16 protein-coding genes are annotated in these 18,714 nt (G+C 31.9%); 2 read left to right on the top strand and 14 right to left on the bottom strand.

Translation table 11 applies throughout. The annotated features are described in order from the left end of the window. Positions 1–220: 220 nt before the first annotated feature. From HMPREF3046_RS09450 to HMPREF3046_RS09425, 6 genes are all read right to left on the bottom strand, one after another. A complete protein-coding gene (locus HMPREF3046_RS09450) occupies positions 221–1,210 on the bottom strand; it encodes a LysM peptidoglycan-binding domain-containing protein (RefSeq protein ID WP_064207167.1) in 990 nt (329 codons plus the stop codon). 478 nt (positions 1,211–1,688) lie between these two features. After that, positions 1,689–2,531 (bottom strand): dipeptide ABC transporter glycylmethionine-binding lipoprotein, encoded by an 843-nt coding sequence (gene gmpC / locus HMPREF3046_RS09445; protein WP_070719036.1) that lies wholly within the window; start codon positions 2,529–2,531, stop codon positions 1,689–1,691. A gap of 41 nt (positions 2,532–2,572) precedes the next feature. After that, the gene (locus HMPREF3046_RS09440; RefSeq protein ID WP_070719033.1) at positions 2,573–3,232 is read right to left on the bottom strand and encodes a methionine ABC transporter permease; all 660 of its coding nucleotides are present in this window, start codon (positions 3,230–3,232) and stop codon (positions 2,573–2,575) included. After that, complete coding sequence (locus HMPREF3046_RS09435) at positions 3,233–4,255, bottom strand: methionine ABC transporter ATP-binding protein (RefSeq protein ID WP_070719030.1); 1,023 nt, start codon at positions 4,253–4,255, stop codon at positions 3,233–3,235. A gap of 219 nt (positions 4,256–4,474) precedes the next feature. After that, entirely contained in the window at positions 4,475–5,623 is a 1,149-nt protein-coding gene (locus HMPREF3046_RS09430) for a bifunctional cystathionine gamma-lyase/homocysteine desulfhydrase (RefSeq protein WP_064207164.1), read from the bottom strand. A gap of 2 nt (positions 5,624–5,625) precedes the next feature. Continuing rightward, the gene (locus tag HMPREF3046_RS09425; RefSeq protein ID WP_070719027.1) at positions 5,626–6,522 is read right to left on the bottom strand and encodes a PLP-dependent cysteine synthase family protein; all 897 of its coding nucleotides are present in this window, start codon (positions 6,520–6,522) and stop codon (positions 5,626–5,628) included. Positions 6,523–6,777: 255 nt separating this feature from the next. Here HMPREF3046_RS09425 and HMPREF3046_RS09420 point away from each other — a divergent pair, with 255 nt between their 5' ends. After that, positions 6,778–7,308 carry a pentapeptide repeat-containing protein gene (locus HMPREF3046_RS09420; protein ID WP_002454518.1) on the top strand — a complete coding sequence of 177 codons (531 nt, stop codon included), beginning with the start codon at positions 6,778–6,780 and terminating at the stop codon, positions 7,306–7,308. Between the two features lie 73 nt (positions 7,309–7,381). On the opposite strand, the gene HMPREF3046_RS09415 is transcribed toward HMPREF3046_RS09420, so the two are convergent. From HMPREF3046_RS09415 to HMPREF3046_RS09385, 7 genes are all read right to left on the bottom strand, one after another. Beyond that, on the bottom strand, positions 7,382–8,710 hold the full coding sequence (locus HMPREF3046_RS09415) for a sodium-dependent transporter (RefSeq protein WP_070719026.1): 1,329 nt from the start codon (positions 8,708–8,710) through the stop codon (positions 7,382–7,384). Between the two features lie 164 nt (positions 8,711–8,874). Next, complete coding sequence (locus HMPREF3046_RS09410) at positions 8,875–9,123, bottom strand: hypothetical protein (protein ID WP_070719020.1); 249 nt, start codon at positions 9,121–9,123, stop codon at positions 8,875–8,877. Positions 9,124–9,135: 12 nt separating this feature from the next. Further along, positions 9,136–9,867: an alpha/beta hydrolase gene (locus HMPREF3046_RS09405; protein ID WP_070719017.1), complete on the bottom strand. Its 732-nt coding sequence runs from the start codon at positions 9,865–9,867 to the stop codon at positions 9,136–9,138. A 45-nt stretch (positions 9,868–9,912) separates the two neighbouring features. Continuing rightward, positions 9,913–10,584, bottom strand: coding sequence for a phosphatase PAP2 family protein (locus HMPREF3046_RS09400; RefSeq protein ID WP_070719014.1), 672 nt, complete (start codon positions 10,582–10,584; stop codon positions 9,913–9,915). 454 nt (positions 10,585–11,038) lie between these two features. After that, positions 11,039–11,401, bottom strand: a complete 363-nt coding sequence (locus HMPREF3046_RS09395; RefSeq protein ID WP_002447992.1) for a Na-translocating system protein MpsC family protein — start codon at positions 11,399–11,401, stop codon at positions 11,039–11,041. Positions 11,402–11,469: 68 nt separating this feature from the next. Beyond that, on the bottom strand, positions 11,470–14,031 hold the full coding sequence (locus HMPREF3046_RS09390) for a DUF2309 domain-containing protein (protein ID WP_070719011.1): 2,562 nt from the start codon (positions 14,029–14,031) through the stop codon (positions 11,470–11,472). Positions 14,032–14,046: 15 nt separating this feature from the next. After that, on the bottom strand, positions 14,047–15,546 hold the full coding sequence (locus HMPREF3046_RS09385) for an NADH dehydrogenase subunit 5 (RefSeq protein WP_064207301.1): 1,500 nt from the start codon (positions 15,544–15,546) through the stop codon (positions 14,047–14,049). A gap of 891 nt (positions 15,547–16,437) precedes the next feature. Here HMPREF3046_RS09385 and HMPREF3046_RS09380 point away from each other — a divergent pair. Next, positions 16,438–16,989: a phosphatase PAP2 family protein gene (locus HMPREF3046_RS09380; RefSeq protein WP_256278229.1), complete on the top strand. Its 552-nt coding sequence runs from the start codon at positions 16,438–16,440 to the stop codon at positions 16,987–16,989. A gap of 76 nt (positions 16,990–17,065) precedes the next feature. On the opposite strand, the gene guaA is transcribed toward HMPREF3046_RS09380, so the two are convergent. Next, entirely contained in the window at positions 17,066–18,607 is a 1,542-nt protein-coding gene (guaA, locus tag HMPREF3046_RS09375) for a glutamine-hydrolyzing GMP synthase (protein WP_002447954.1), read from the bottom strand. Between the last annotated feature and the right edge of the window lie 107 nt (positions 18,608–18,714).

Below are 18,714 nucleotides of genomic sequence, written 5' to 3'. Positions count from 1 at the left end.
AATTTGTTAGAAATTATGTCCCAGCCTCATTTTTAATATATTGATAGTCGATGACTGAAGTGAAAATACACTTGTATCAAGCTTTTTCAATTTTAGTCACGGACCCACACCATAAAAACTTTCAATAAGAAAGTCGATGTCCAACGCAAATTGGGTATGCGTTGCCAAGGTAGGACGATGGATTCAAAATGAATTCTGTCCGACTTCTTTCATTTTTTTACTAATGAATAAATTTATATTGTCTAACTTGATAAGCTGGAATTGTACGATATGTTAAAATCCCTGGACCTGCACTAAAGTTCATTTCAGATACTAAAATACTCCCATTACTATTTACGCGTTCTACAAATGCAACATGACCATAGTAGCCAGCATCTGATTGAGCAATTGATCCGACAGTAGGATTATAATCAATTCTATAGCCATCTCTTGCAGATGCATTGTCCCAGTTATTTGCATTCCACCAATATGTACTAATACCTTTGCCGATTTGAGCACGACGATTAAAGACATGCCATGTACACTGACCCCAATCATATAAATTTCTATGATTAAAAATCGGTGTATGATAATAATAATTTGATGAGGAACTTGTACGATTTGTATTACTACTTGATGATGCTGTGCCACTTACGCGTAATTTTTGACCTGGATAAATAAAGAAATTATTTAATCCATTTAAACGCATAATATTTTGATATGTCGTATTATATTTCCAAGCAATGCCCGATAATGAATCACCGTAACGAACAGTATAGTAGCTTGAAGAACTAGATGAATTTGAGCTACTTTGTGTGTGGCTACTTGAACGTGCTGTTCCTGAAACTTTTAATGTTTGACCTGGAAAAATTAAGAAACTATGAAGTCCATTTAAATCCATAATGTGGCGGTACGTTGTACCATATCGACTAGCAATTGATGATAAACTGTCTCCACTTTTTACTGTATATGTACTGCTTGAGTTATTACTATAAGAATGAGATGAACTAGAGCCTGAAACTGTTAATACTTGATTTGGAAAAATAAGATTTGATGTCAAACCATTTAATGATTTTAATTTAGCTATTGTCATACCATAGCGATTTGAAATAGACCATAATGATTCTCCACTTTTTACTGTGTGAGTTGTTGCTGCTTCTGCTTGATGTGCAAATATTGTACTAAATGCCCCAGTTCCAATAATTGCTGTTGCAAGAACTTTTTTATTCATAAATAAGCGCCTCCTTAATCTTATGCTTATCTTTGGTATGTCCCCATGACAATTGTTGTACTAACGCTTAGTTTTATTACGTTAATTCTAGTGCTTTAACTTTAATTTTTTCTACTCAAGTAGTCTACTTATATAAATTAATATATTTCATTATAATATTCCATTTCAATTTGATTACATAATGATGAAATTTTAGTACGATACTTATAAAATTAAAACTTTATAAAAATCGATTTCTTTAGTCTAATTATTGCATAGCGCAAATAAGAATTTTTTTTAATGTGATTATATTTAATCAAAAATTTATTATACTATTGAAAATGATATAAAAAAAGAGCGGGACAGAATTCATTTTTGAATTAGCTGTCCTACTCCAAGAGTCGAAAAAAGCTTGATATATGTGTAATTTTAATTTATTAATCTACGATACATGCTAAACGACTAAACTACGATTGAAATTCTACAATTTTTTAACTTACTATTTTAAGCTATCTTCAATGTCTTTAATTTCTTTTCGAGATAAATCAACTGCTTTTTCACCATCTTTAGTGTCTTTTTTCAATGCCTCTTGTGCTTCTTTACTATGATATAGATCTACAATTTTTTTGTATGTTTTATTATCTTTATCTTTTGAGTTAACGGCAATTAAATTAATGTATGGTTTAACTGCCTCTGAAGTAGAACTTTCTAAATAAATAGGATCTTTCTTAGCATCTAAACCTGCTTTCGTTGCTACACCATTGTTGATAACTGAAATATCAACATCATCTAATGCACGTGCAGTTTGTTGAGCATCTACTTCTTTAATTTTTAAATGTTTAGGGTTATCTTTAATATCTTTTGTTGTACCACTTAAGTCAAAGTTATCTTTTAACTTAATAAGTCCTGCTGATTCTAATAATTTTAAAGCACGCGCTTGGTTAGAAACGTCATTTGGAATCATCACTTGTGCGCCATCTTTAACGTTTTTAATATCTTTTACTTTTTTAGAATAGATGCCTAAAGGCGCTAATACTGTTGTACTCATTGCTTCAATTTTTGCATCTTTATGTGCTTTTTTATATTCATTTAAGAAAGCAAAGTGTTGGAATGCATTCATATCAATATCTCCATCACTTAATGCTTTATTAGGTACATTATAATCTGAAAAGTGCTTAATTTCTAAATCAATATCATCTTTTTTTGCTAATTCTTTCACTTTTTCCCAAGCAGCAGTATCATTTGATGCTACACCAACTGTTACTTTCTTACTACTTCCTCCGCCTGAACATGCCGAAAGGACAATAATAGATGCTAATAATAAACCGATTATTCTCTTCATTAAAAACTGCCTCCCAATATTAAAATAATTTATTTAAATAACTAATTTCTACGAATTATTCTAGAAATAAAGTTACCTAATGACTGAATAATTTGTACGATAATAACTAGAACTACAACTGTAATAATAATGACCAATGTATCAAAGCGTTGGTAACCATACACAAGCGCTAAATCTCCAATACCGCCGCCACCTACAGCGCCGGCCATAGCTGTACTACCAATTAAACCAATAATCGCTGTAGTAATAGCTAGTACAAGTGAACCTAATGCTTCAGGTAATAAAAAGTGACGAATAATTTGAAGTGGTGAGGCTCCCATAGCTTTTGCTGCTTCAGTAATGCCATCATCTACTTCTAAGAGTGAGTTTTCTACTAAACGTGCAATATATGGTGCTACATATACTGTAAGTGGAACAATTGCAGCTGTTGTACCGATTGACGTACCTGCAACTAATTTAGTAAAAGGAACTATTGCAATTAATAAAATGATGAATGGAATAGATCTTAAAATATTAATAATTGGATTAAGCATTTGATGAATAACGACATTAGGCCAGATTCCATGTTTTCGAGTGACTACAAGCAAAATACCTAATGGGATACCAATCAATGCACCAATAATTAATGATACTATTACCATATAAAGTGTTTCATACAATGCTTGCATTAATTGAGATGAATCTATGGTTGAACCAAACATTTAACGCACCTCCTCATATTGAATATGTCGCTCATTAAAATATGATTCTACCGTGTCACGACTAAATTGTGCATCGTGTTCAAAGCGTAACCATAAATAACAAATCGTTTCGTCTTGAATATCTGACATAGACGAGAATAGAATATTTACATTAAAACCATATTGGTTTATTAACTCGTTCATTAATGGATAATCAATTTGCGTTTTATCTAAGAAAAGTCTGTAATCTGTATAATGATTATCTGCTCTTTCAAATGAGGCACGTAATGCTTTAGAAGGCTCTGTACTAATAACTGTTGATACAAAATTTTGTGCTGTTTTCGTTTGTGGATGACTAAACACATCTTTTACTGTACCAATTTCTACAACTTCCCCGTGTTCCATTACAGCTACACGATTACAGATTTTTTGAATCACGCTCATTTCATGAGTAATCATCATAATCGTAACCCCAAATGTTTCATTCACATTTTTAAGTAATTGAAGAATAGAACTTGTTGTCGCAGGGTCTAATGCACTTGTCGCTTCATCGCACAATAATATTTTAGGATTTGTTACAAGTGCTCTTGCAATTGCAACACGCTGTTTTTGTCCTCCGGAAAGCTCATCTGGAAATTGATTTTTCTTATCCGCAAGTCCCACAAACTCTAGCATTTCTTCAACTTTCTCTTTAATCTCAGAATTACTTTTGTGACTGAGTATCAATGGCATTGCTACATTTTTAAAAACTGTTTTAGAATTTAAAAGATTAAAGTGTTGGAAAATCATTCCTATATCTTTTTTTACGTTGCGAAGTTCTTTTTCACTATATGTATTAATATCATGTCCATCTACAATAACATGGCCCTCTGTAGCTTGTTCTAATTGGTTAACTAAACGTACTAGTGTACTTTTACCAGCACCACTATAACCAATCACGCCAAATACATCACGCGTATCAATTTTAAAAGAAACATCTTTTAAGGCATGGATAGTTTCTCGTTTCTTTCGAAATACTTTATTTACACCCTGAAATTCAATCACTATGTTCACCCTTATCTAATTCTGATTAAATTCGTATGATATGAAGTATAGGCAAAAGTTGAGGATGCGTCAATATAGTTTTTTTAAAAATTGGAAATTTCAGATATTTTTTAGTATTGAATTACTCTTTTAGCTCCAATATCACAATAAAAATACAAGAGTACAATAAATATCGTTTCAAATTTTATTGCACTCTTGCATTAATACTTTCACTATATTCTATTTATTTAGCGTATCTATCGCTTGTTTTAAATCTTGTACTAAATCTTCAGTATCTTCAATACCAATCGATAAGCGAACTAAACCATCTGTAATTCCTTCTTTAGCACGAACATCTGCTGGAATAGATGCATGTGTCATCAAAGCAGGTACAGAAATCAAGCTTTCTACCGCACCTAAGCTTTCAGCAAGTGTGAAATATTGTGTTTCACGAATTAATTGTTTAGCTGCTTCTGTATCTTTGACTTCAAATGCAACAACGCCAGTATGACCACTTGCTTGAGCGATATGAATATCATGATTGAGATGACTTTCAATACTAGGATGGAACACTTGTTGTACTGATGGATGCTCTTGTAACATCTTCACAATACCTTCTACGTTACGATTAATTTGTTCCATACGTAACCCTAGTGTTTTAATTCCTCGAATTAATAAATAACTATCTTGTGGTCCTAGTACACCACCTGTAGAGTTAGAAATAAATGCTAAGCGTTCGGCTAATTCATCATTAGATGTAGCGACTAAACCTGCAACAACATCACTGTGTCCACCAATATATTTTGTTGCTGAATGTAATACAATATCGATTCCAAAATCTAACGGGTTTTGATAGTACGGTGTCATAAATGTGTTATCGACTACAGAAATGAGATGATTTTCTTTCGCAATTTCTGCTGCACGTCGAATATCTGTCACACGTAATAAAGGATTAGACGGCGTTTCGATATATAACATTTTTGTTTCTGGTTTAATATAATCTTTTACGTTTTCAATATTTGTAGTATCAACGAAATCAACCTCAATACCAAATCGTGTAAAGACTTTTGTTAAAGCACGATAAGTTCCACCATACACATCAGAATTTAAAATTAAATGATCACCTTTATCTAATAACATTATAATAGCGCTAATCGCAGCCATACCTGAACCAAATGCAAATCCATGTTTACCATTTTCTAAATTCGCAATGACGCTTTCAATAGAAGTACGTGTTGGGTTTGCAGTACGTGAATATTCATAACCCTGTCTTAAATCACCAATCTCATCTTGCAAATAAGTACTTGTTTGATAAATTGGTGTTGTTACTGCTCCAGTAAAGTCATCCGTCGTATGTCCACCATGAATCATTTGTGTTTTTTTCTTCATTATTATTCTCCTTTGTATTCAAATATTTTTTTTGACATATAACGATCACTGCCATCTGGAAAAATTGTTACAATAATACCTTTATCAATGCGATTTTTAATATCTAAAGCACCTTGTAATGCTGCACCAGATGAGCTACCAACAAGTAGTCCTTCTTGTTTAGCTAATCGTTTTACATTTTCAAATCCTTGAGTATCACTGACTGTAATAATATCATCAACGATAGATTTTTCTAAAAATACTGGCCATTTTTCAGAGCCAATACCTTCAATATCATGAGCATGTGCTTGGCCACCATTCAAGACTGAGCCTTCCGGTTCAACAATAATATTTTTAACATTAAATTGTTGTAAATGTTTAGCTACACCGGTAAACGTTCCTCCGGATCCAGCACCAGCTACAAAATAATCAATGTGTGGTAATGCCTCTGTAATTTCTTTTCCAAGCGTATGAGTATAGGCTTCTGGATTATGTTCAGTTTCAAACTGGTTCATATATACTGCATCATATTTGTCAGCATAATGACGCGCTTCTTTTTGTGCACCCATCATCCCCTTGTTTTTAGGTGTTCGTTTTATTTCAGCGCCTAATACTCGCATAATTGAAATTTTTTCTTCTGAAAATCCTTCTGGAGCAAAAATCACACACTTTAAATGATAACGATTAGCGGCCATTGCTAATCCAATTCCTGTATTACCAGCTGTAGCTTCAACGATTGTATCTCCTTTTACAATACGTTTTTCCTTTAACGCAGTTTCTACAAGATATTTCCCTAGTCGATCTTTAATACTTCCACCAGGATTAAATTGTTCTAACTTCGCATAGATTTGCACATGTTCATCGCTAAAACTTTCTAATAATACTAGTGGCGTTTGTCCTATTAAATCATAAGTAATCATATCTTTCGTTCAATACACTCATGTAATGTCTGAACATACCTACTTTCTATAATCATATTCATTTCCAATATTAAATTTTAATTCTTACCCAACCGCTATGAATTATACGCTAACTTATATCTTATTGCAAAAAGCTAGATTCTTTATGTAAAATGTAATTAGTTATTGCTTTTAAGTACTCATATTATGATAAAAGTGAACGACTGGAAATGAATTAAATTTTACGATGAATCAACGTACAAAGGAGACTCGATGATGACATCTAAAGCAGACTTATCTTTATCCGTCTTTACTAAGGATGACTATAAAAATTTAAATTATAAAAATAGTACATTTAGAAACTCAATGTACGACGAAATTGAAGTAAATAAAAGTCACTTTAAACACTGTGATTTTAGTGAAGGTATTTTTAAGAATGTAAGCACTATTTCAAATTCAAAAATTATCAATTGTAATTTTGATAAAAGTATCTTTGAAAATGTAAATTTTTTCAAAACACTTATTAGTAAATCAAATTTAACTGTTACCTCATTTGATGAAAATCATTTTAATACATTAACGATTGAACATTCTATTTTTAAAAATAGCAATATACGTAATGTAAAATTTGATAACGTCACGTTTAAAAAAGTGATTTTTGAAAATGTCACTATGGATTTGTGTCATTTTGAAAATGTAAAAATAAAAGATTGTATATTTAAACATGTCACTATTAATAATTCTTCAATTCCTGAAAAATTATTAAAAGAATTACATAAACAAGATGTTACGTTTGAGAATATGTAATTCAATTATCATTATGCTAAACAGAGTCTAGAACAACAATTTGTATCCTAGACTCTGTTTATTCTTGTTAATGTTAAAATAATTGAACAATAAACACTAATATAATAATAACTGGCATAATATATTTAATTAAAACATACCATGGAACAAAAAGTTTAAATTTATCTTTCCCAAAACTCTCTTTTAATGCTTGTTTATCTAGTAATTGACCTACAACTAATGTCGTTCCTAATGCTCCTAATGGCATCAAGATATTCGATACGATAAAATCCATATTATCAAAAATTGTACCCGCTCCAAACTTAATTCCACTTAAACTGCTAAATGATAGTGTTGCTGGGATACTAATAACAAATACTAATATACTTGCAATAACTGATATAGCTTTTCGTTTAGTATTATCATTTTTAGTGAAATTTGAGACATTTAATTCCAATAAAGAAATAGAAGACGTTAATGCCGCAAATAAAAATAGAATTAAGAAAATTAAATAAAATACAATACCAAAGCCCATTTGATTAAATACTAACGGTAACACTTTAAATAAGAGTCCTGGTCCTTCTTGAGGTGCATAACCAAATGTTTTTAAGGCTGGAAATATTGCAAGTCCTGCTAATACAGAAACTAAAATATTCATAATAACAATTGAAATAGCAGAAGATTTAATTGTCATTTCCTTAGGCGCATAACTCGCATACGTAATCATACCTGTTGTTCCTAATGATAGTGTAAAGAACGATTGACCTAACGCAAATAAGACACCTTTAACTGAAATATCTTCTATTCTCGGTTGTAGTATATAGCGAACGCCCTCTAATGCTCCGTCTAACGTCAATGATTTAGCAACAACAATAATTAGAAATACAAATAATAAAGGCATCATCATTTTAGAAGCTTTCTCTAAACCTTTTTCTACGCCTAGCATAACGATGACCATGGTTAAAAGAATAAAAATGCCCTGTCCCAACACAGTTAACCACGGGTTACTAATTATTTTTTCAAATTTAATTTGAGTTAATGACGTATGTTCAACAGATAATAATTGTAAAAATACATTCCCAATATATATCACAATCCAGCCACCGATAACACTATAAAAGCCGAATAAAATAAAAACAGCTAAATTTCCATTCCATCCAATAACATTTAACCATTTTTTTCCTGTTAATTTACTATAGATTCGAGTCGTATAAGTGCGCCCCATTGTTCCTACCGTAAATTCCATAATCAGTAACGGTAATCCTACAAAAATAGTAAAGATTAAAAATAAAAATAAAAATGCGCCGCCACCATAAATGCCAGCCATATATGGAAACTTCCACATTGCGCCTAATCCTATAGCAGAACCAGCACTTGCTAGAATAAATCCAGTTGAGGTTTTCCATTGTGATTGATTACTCATTTTCTATCTCCCTTTAACGCGTTAAAGCGTGTGTGCGATTAAGTTCTACTCTAACACGTCTGACCAAATAGTGCAATATACATATAAATGAGTATTAAAAAAGATAAGAATAGATGTAAATGACATATCTCAACTATTCTTATCGTTTAAACTTACTGTTATATTTATTTTTCAAAATCATATATTATGGATTGACCTTCATTTACTTCTTGAATATTTAAACTTTCGATATGATCAACATTAATGTAATGAACTTGTGAGTCATCTTTTAAAAATAAATAGGCCAATTCATCAAACTCATCAATCATACGCTGTACGCATGTGTCATAGTCTGGACCATCTTGGAACGTTTTAAATTCTTTATAAGTAGTTCCAGAAACCGTTGTATATATAAGTAAGAATGTACGTTTCATCTTATTACTCCTTTATTCAGATTTAAAAAAAGTTACGACTTGAGTGATAACGTCTTCATGTCCATCTCCATAAGTCATTAAATGACGACTTAACGGATGACATGTTAAATTTTTGTTATGACTATCAATATGATTAAAAATATAGTGTGCACTATTTTGATAAAAGGCATCATCTTTACCTCCATACAAAATACGAGCGGGAACTTGTATACGTTCTAATTCATTAGAAATTATCTCAATAAATGCTTTAAATTCTGCGATATGTGGTTGATAATCTTGAATTGTCCTAAGTTGTTGTTTTGAAGTAGTTTCATCAAATTTCAATAATTGATTCATGCGCTGACCATAACGTTCCATACGCCACGCAATACTTTTTTCTTCTTTTTCACTTGGTGCAGACATCACTGCTATTTTAGAAACATCAAATAACTCAGCCAACTTTAATGTAAATAGTCCTCCTAGTGAGATACCCGTTACAAAAATAGTGTCAAACCCTTTATTTTTTAAAAATTGATACCCTTCTAATACATCATTCCACCAATCCTGAATCGTAAATTGAGTGAATTGGTCTAAAGGTAAGCCATGTCCCTGATAATTTGGTGCAAAACATGTGAAGTTTTCTTCATTAAGCGCTTTAGCTAATGGTTTTACATCACGAACAGTTCCTGTAAATGAGTGAAGTAATAATATCGCTTCTTTTCTTGAACCTTCTAAATAAATTGGATGTGGTGATTTGATTTTCATAGTATTCTCCCCTTCTTAAAATACTTATGTTATGAAACTTAAGCTTTACTTCTTTTTTAATTTAATATTAAAGAGTGGTAACGTCATTGAAAATAAAGCAATCCAAATCATTCCTAACGAAAAACCACCAATGACATCAGTTAGATAGTGAGCGTGGAAATATAACCGACAACTTAATACACCTATCCAAAATATAACAACAACTATAGCAATACTATATCGTATCGCTTTCTTTTTAATAAGTGGAATAACAACTAAGAGTATAGCTAAAGCAAATAATGTACTGGCATTTGAATGACCACTTGGAAATGAATATCCATGGTCTACTAAAAGATGGTTATACGGACGAGGACGCGCTATTATTTGTTTAATTAAAAAGTTAACATAAGTTCCTGTGTAAATCGTAACTAATAACCACAATGAAAGTTTATAATTTTTAAAGATTAAGATAAATGCTAAAAATAACGTTATGTAGAGGATGGATTTTACTTCTCCAAAATTAGCACAAAACGTCATCATTTTATGCCACATTGTACCGTCATAGTGTCTTCTAGGTTTACCAAAATAATTGGTCAACTTTTGTAACGAATTTAAATCTAATTTTTGCACTAGTGTGGTATGATAAATGACATTCATTGCCGTTATTATAAAAATAATTAATCCAACAACAAACATAGAAATAGTTTTAGTTGGCGATACTTCTAATTTATTTTTCATACTTGTTTTTCCTTTACTACATTTGATCCTAATATTTTATAAAAAAGCTTTCAAATGATGTATCTCTTCTTCATAGTTATTAAATTTTGAAGAGGATAACCACTGATTAACCCTTTCTTTATTATCAATAAGCTGTTTCACATACGTCATAAAGATACGTCCAGTTAGCCTCTGAAGATATATCACACCATTCATTATATCAATTATCCATATGTTGACTACTTAACTCACTGATTGTATTACCCTTTTATACCTCTAGAATCAGGATTGTCGGGCAAATGATAATGAGTAATAGATGCTCCAATTAGCTGATTGAATTGATCGCATCTCTACCCCTCTTTTAATGTTAGTTAGATTTTACAATAAATGATGAAAATTTGCTTGTAAAAAAAGAGATTAGGAAGTATTTTATATAACGTTTCCTAATCTCTTCTCGTATTTATAACATGTTATTTTAAAGTGATTTTTCAAGGTTCTTATCTAACTTAAAAACAATAATACGTTCACCAGTAATTGTACTTAAATCACTATGAAAGCTTTTAACTTCAGTACCTGTGATTTTGAAAACAAGTTGCATTAAATCATCTTGTCCTGATTCCACCAGTTCTGACCGTGTACGTTTAATGTTAAGTAATCCTTCTTGTGTTTCACATACGCGATACTCCGCAGGCGTCAAAATACCTTGTAAGTTGACGATAATCATATCTCGTAAAATATCTGTCTTTACTGACAACGAACCACGTCCAAGAAAATCTTTTTCCCATTGCGTAATTGCTTTACTAATTTCTGCTTCATACATGCCTTTCGATTTCGTCATTGCTATAACAAATCTCCTAATGTTTAATTAACACTAGTGTATCATTTTTTAAATTAAAATCGAATATCTTACCAATCTTTAAAACTACCGTTTTCATCAATACTTGCAAGACGTACCCATTGATGATCGACTTTTTGTTTAAACTTAATATTATCATTAAGTAAACGTTGTATATAACGATCTGGTGCTTGAATCACGACTAATAACCGAATTGGAACGTGATACATTTTATTGTCTCCTGCCATTACAGACTGCCATGGCAATCCAGCTAATAAATCACTTGAGTTCCCTTGCATCACGCCAACACCAGAAGTGACAGATTGTGTTGTTTTATTACCACTACCATAAAAATGCGGTGCCACTGTAGAGGCATAATACTGTAGGTTAATCCACTGTGCAACGAGTGCTGGACCAGAAATAATTGTATTTAGTAATTGACCATCAGGATCTTTCGCATAATCATAATTATGTAAAAATGCACGTCCTTCTAAATTACTCCCTTCTGTAATACTTCGTTGGCCAATAATAAATTCTGCATTACGTGCTAAACCCCATTCTGGACGAATTTCGCTCCAATCATTTGCAAAGCGATGTGCTTCCGCAATTGGATGTTTCAATTCCCTATCGCTTAAACGAGGTAATTGAGCAAGACGTTCTAAATTTGCATGATAACTTACACGTGGCATGGCTTCTTCTAAAATATCAAATGCTTTCTTTGCTTCTGATGTTAATGAGGGAACGTAGATCCATTCTAATTCATCAGTTGATGTTTTATGTTCTGCAGCAACAAATACTGTCTCATCCGGAATACGAATGCCTTCAGTGGCTAACCCTTGACGTACTAAAGGTAAATTGCACATCATGGCAAGTAATTTCGCATTAAATCCACTTGAAGCCCCTCCACAAGCACCACATTCTAATGACGCATGGTAGGGGTTGTTGTTTGTTTCACTTCCATGTCCCCCAAGTACTACTAATGGCGCAAAATTTGTAGTTAAATCCATTAATTGTAATGCTTGTTTCGTAAAAGTAATTTGTTCTTCTTCAGTAAATCCAACAGGCAAATCACTATGTACATGATAATCTCTATCAATCGTTAGCTTAGCATTCGGTTTTTTTAACCAATTTTTAGTAAATTTACGAATAAATACACCTGTTTTCTTTGGCATTAATGTACTTGCAAGCGTATTTAAACTTAAAAATGGTCCACTTAATTCTGGTAATAATAAACTAGGTAGCACATTATTCTTCATTAATTTAAACGTATAAAACATGGATGTAATAGAATGTTGCTGTTGATTATACGTATTTAATGCATGTCGCTCAGCATATTCTTTAATAGTATATGCAGGGGGCACCATCACTGGTAAAGAATCATGACTAAACTGTTCATCTAATGCTTTTTTTCGTATAGGTAAACCAAAGAAACCTGCAATTCCTATAGTTTCAAATGGCCCTTGATTTTCTAAATGACGACGAAATGGTTCAGAACGTACATCGATGCAAAATGCAAGCTGCACTTTTGTAGGTTGTTTGTCACGCTTGACCGATTTATCGTAAATCATCTCAACGAGTTTGCGTTCATGAGTTTCTTCCCAAGCCTCTAACCATAATTTCTTGAAGTATAATGGATTAAAATCATGAGCAAACTTCAAGTGTTCAATTTGATTCTCAATGGACATCTCAGCCCATTCATCAATAGTCATTTCACCATAATATAACCATTTACTTACAAGTTCTTTTATTCTTTTTTCAACATTTAAGACTGCCGGACGGCTCATTTTTTCAGTATCTAATAGAATACATTCCATTGTAAGTCGTATTGCAAGATATTGAGTTAATAAGTCTTTTTCATGTTCATGTTTTTCAGCACGATAATACATCATGCCTGCCCAACCTGGTAACGATAAAAGATGTCCAGTTAAATAAAATTCATATTCATCTTCAGCAATATCTAGATGATTAAGTGCCATGATTAATGCGTCTTCATAGTTGTGTGGTAACATTTTAATCATTTTACGTTGCGTTTTAGTCAACATTGGATCATATTTCGCTAAATGTAACCAAGCTACGTAGAATCCTTCTTCGCGTCTAGGCATTGTCCAACTGGATTGGAAAGTATCTAAATATAATTTTGACCATTTAATAATATGAGTGTTTAACTCATCCATTAAAGATTCGCCTTTAGCATTAAATGCATTTGCACTTTTTGAACGTGCATAAGCAAATGACTCATTTTCGAATACTTTTTTGAGTTTTGAGACTTCTAATTTCAGATAGGCTTCTTTAGTAATTAAATCTCTCGGAATATCTTTAATATTCATAGCATTTTTGCAGTATGTATCCACATGAGTCTTAGGAATATCCGTCTTATAAGATTGAATCGCGTGTTGTACTTCTTCTTCAACGATGTGTTTATCAATCTCACCATTTTCAAGTGCCGTCATTACAGAAGCATGGCTTGGATATAAATCAATATCACGCACATGTTTAAACCATTGAGCAACTTGATCAAAGGTTTGATACTCAAGTTCTTCCCATGGATTACGTGCTGCAAAGATTGAAATTGGTGAAAGTGGCGTAATCACACGACGTGCAGATTGAACAACGTCTTCTATATTAATAGTCATGTAAATGTTCACCTCTTATAAATATTTCTTTAAATAGTTTGGATGGCTTTCTACAGATTTAAATTTAGCTTCTCCAATTTTAACTAACCATAAGTAAACTTTAGCAAAGGCTGTAGAGGTACGATGGCGAGCGACCCAAATACTAAAAATACTACCTAACACTAAAATCGCAATACTAATGATAATACTAATTAACGGTGGATGCGCAGGAGCCATATATACATGATGAAGTATATTAATAAATACTTGATGAGTCACAATATAAACCATTGCAACAACTACAATCATTGTAATACCTATAACGCGTCCCATTACTCCTTTATTTAATGCCACAAGTTGACTCCATGATACAGAGATAGACCATGCTAAGATAAATGCACTAATCAAAATATATGGACTATGGTCACTTGTCATAAAAAACACAATTGCAATAATCAATGCTAGCGCTCTTCCAAGTATTATCCATCCATATGATGTCTTAATATTAGGTGGAGTTGGTATATTAAATCGTCTGACAACTGAGCCTGATTGTAAGAATAACGTGGCTTTAAATATACCATGCAATATTAAATGGATAATCGCAGCTGAATAAACACCCATCGCGCATTGAACGAGCATAAAGCCCATTTGACTCATCGTTGATCCAACAAGTTGTCGTTTATAATCAACATGTACTAAACTAATGCCCGAACCAATCAACACTGACATACTAGAAATTATTAATAATATGGTAAGAGCAATAGAATTATCAAATATTGGTGAAAAACGCGTTAAAATAATGCCCCCCGCATTAACTATACCGGCATGCATAATAGCTGATACAGGTGTAGGCGCAACAACTGATTCAATTAACCAACTCTGAAATGGATATTGCGCAGCTGGAATAATAACAGCAACAACAAGCAATAAATCAATAACTAATTTTAGACCATGATTTAGAGTATAGTCATAATTTTGAGAAGGATCGATTGTCCATTCTCCTGTTCCTATGTATAGCAAAATAACCGCAATTAATAACGCTAACCATCCAATAAGAAAGGAACGTGCAGAAACTTTTGCTGCCTCTGCTGGCACTTTCCAAGTTTTATTCAATCTAATTAGTTGTGTTAAACAACATAACGTTAATCCCCAGCATAAAGTCATTAAACGTAAGTCATTGCTTAACCAACCTAGTGAAGCAAAAACAGTTGTAAATGTATATAAAGGAAAATACTTACGATAATTGTGATCTCCTAATAAATAACGCGTTGAAAACTTTTGAATAATAAAACCTAACGCTAAAACAAACGCACCTACTAACCAAGCAAATTTATCTAATGCAAATATGCCAATAACTTCTCTTTCGTTTATAGTTACTAACCCTACAATACCTACAATAACTGGTAATAGAAGTAAAGCTAAGTGACATCTTATGTATTTAACTGGAACTGAGGGAATCAAAACAATCACCCCACTTAACGCTGCCATAATAAGCGTTATAAAAAATAATATAAGTAAACTACTCATACTTAACATTATCATTCCTCCACTTTTAAACTGTAACCTATATATCACTATTGCTTATAATATAATAAAACACCTACAATAGTTTAGTTTTATCCCATTAAAAAAGGACGACTATCTATTGTAGGCTTCTTTTATGCTCATTCAATATATTTATTAATGCTCTTTAAGCAACCTATAATTTAGATTTAAGTACATCAGTTTTACCCTTCAATTAAACAATAAAGTGAATGATACTTTTTGTCTCATTGCTTGATATAAACCTATGTATAAATTGATGCATATTAAATACAATATATGAAAATATCAACTAAAAGTCAAATTTCTAATATAAAAGATAACCGTTATATCATTTCAACTTTCATTTTTATATCAATTTTGTTTAAATAATACTCCAAAAAATATTATAAACTCAATCTTTAATTACTAATATATAAAAAAGAGTTTGAGACGATCAAGCATGTCCCAAACTCTCACGGATAAAATGAATTTACTTCATTACTTATAAAATAACATACTTTGGTCAATATTCATGTAACAATTCTGTGAAAACGCTTAAATTTTTTGTAAAGTTTTTTTATATTTTATTTGCTTTTTTTAAATAATGAAGGATGACTATCATATTTTTGTGATTGCCTTAGCTATTTTGTCTTTAAGTGTATTTTAATATTAAATCAGTCTTTGTACCGATAACTTTAACGCTTTAATAAGTTAAACTAGATTAAAATAAAGAAAGGTATAATACTTATGCAAAATAAACAATTTACATTAACCATTTCATTTATAATAAGTAGTCTCATTTTTTTAATAACTATTTTTTCGGTTTTTACTAAGTCGTTATGGATACATATATTAGATTTACAATCATTCTATTGGTTCTTAAATACATTTGGCGAACCAAAAATGAATTTCAAAGGTAATTGGTTCAATGATTTTATGACGTTTCTAGCATCATACGGTGATATTGCAACCTTTATTACCCTTACCCTTATCATCGCAACTATCGTTTTAATTAAGCGACGCTTCTTATTAGCAATATGGTTACCGACAACAGTAGCTTCAGCAGGTATCATAGGTATTGCGTTAAAAGACATCATTCATCGTTCAAGACCTTATGATCACTTAACAATTGATGCAGGATTTTCATTCCCAAGCGGACATGCTTTAACAAGTACGATTGTTATTTTTGCTCTTATGTTTGTACTTATCCCTAAATTAGAAAATATTTGGGTAAAATGCATAATAAATACGGTGTTAATTGTAGTATGGTTAGGTATTTTATTTTCAAGATTATACTTCCATGCTCACTATCTCACTGACATAGTTGGTGGTATCTTTTTTAGTTTTTCATGGTTATTTATGTCATTGATGGTGTATCAATATATTCTTCAAAAAGTACACTATAGAACGTCATTACAACAAAGACGACCATCATTTCAATCAAAAAGAAATTAGCATAAACGTCCAAATTATTGAATTTAATATAAAAAAAGCAAGCATTTCTCACGAAAATACTCGCTTTTTTTATGGGCTACTCCCATTCTATAGTGCTTGGTGGCTTAGAAGTAATGTCATAGACGACACGGTTTACATGGTCTACTTCATTAACTATGCGACTAGAAATTTTTTGTAACACTTCCCAATCGATACGTGCAAAATCACTTGTCATACCATCAATTGATGTTACAGCTCGAATACCTACTGTATGATCATACGTACGATAATCACCCATAACACCTACAGATTGAATACCTGGTAGTACTGTGAAGTATTGCCAAATCTCTCTTTCAAGACCTTCTTCTCGAATCACTTCACGTAAAATCGCATCAGATTCACGAACGATTTCTAATTTATCTTCAGTAATTTCACCTAACACACGAATACCTAAGCCAGGACCTGGGAATGGTTGTCTCCATACTAAATGTTCAGGGATACCTAATTCAATACCTAAAGCACGAACTTCATCTTTAAATAATGTATTAATAGGTTCAATTAATTCAAATTCCATGTCTTCAGGTAAGCCACCTACATTATGATGTGATTTAATTGTTTGCGCTGTCTTTGTACCTGATTCAATCACATCTGTGTAAAGTGTACCTTGTGCTAAGAAATCAACATCTGTTAATTTAGCCGCTTCATCATCAAACACATATACAAATTCATTACCAATGATTTTACGTTTTTTTTCTGGATCAGAGACGCCTTTTAGTTTTTCCATAAAACGTTCTTTGGCATTTACACGAATAATATTCATATCAAAGCCTTCACCGAATTGTTCCATTACCATATCGCCTTCGCCTTTACGAAGTAAACCATGGTCTACAAAAATACATGTTAATTGATCACCAATGGCCTTATGCAATAATACTGCAACAACTGATGAATCTACACCACCGCTCATTGCACATAATACTTTACGATGACCTACACGTTCACGAATTTTTTCGATTTCAATTTCAATGAAGTTTTCCATTGTCCATTCACCTGTACAATTACATACACGACGAACAAAATTTCTTAGTAAATCATTACCGTATTCTGTGTGACGTACTTCTGGATGGAATTGTACACCATAAATACGACGTTTTTTATCTTCGATAGCAGCATAATTTGTACTTGGGCTATCAGCAATAACTTCAAAACCTTCAGGAATTTCAATGACTTTATCTGAATGACTCATCCACACTGTTTGTTCTTCTGGTAAACCAAAGAATAACTCATCAGATTTTGCTTTAATAATTGCTTTACCGTATTCACGTTCATTTGCACGTTCAACTTTACCACCTAATAGTTTGGTTGTCAGTTGCATACCGTAACAAATACCTAACACTGGAATACCTAAATTATAAATCTCAGGATCAATCGTAAATGAACCTTCTTCATAAACAGAGTTTGGACCTCCTGAAAGAATAATACCTTTAGGATTCATACGTTTAATTTCATCTATAGAAATTTCATGATCGTGTAATTCACTGTAAACGCCCATTTCACGAATACGACGTGTAATTAACTGGTTATATTGACTACCGAAATCTAGGACAAGAATTAATTCTTGTTCTTTAGCCATTTCCATAATAGTAAATCTCCTTTAAATTTAATTTATGTAAACAATAGAAAGACGCTTTTCACATTTATAAAGACAATACATCGTTTCAACCTCTATAAATATTTTATAGAAAA

Source organism: Staphylococcus sp. HMSC070D05 (assembly GCF_001815595.1).
In the GTDB taxonomy this organism is placed as follows: domain Bacteria; phylum Bacillota; class Bacilli; order Staphylococcales; family Staphylococcaceae; genus Staphylococcus; species Staphylococcus hominis.
This window is presented reverse-complemented; position numbering and strand designations above follow the sequence as displayed.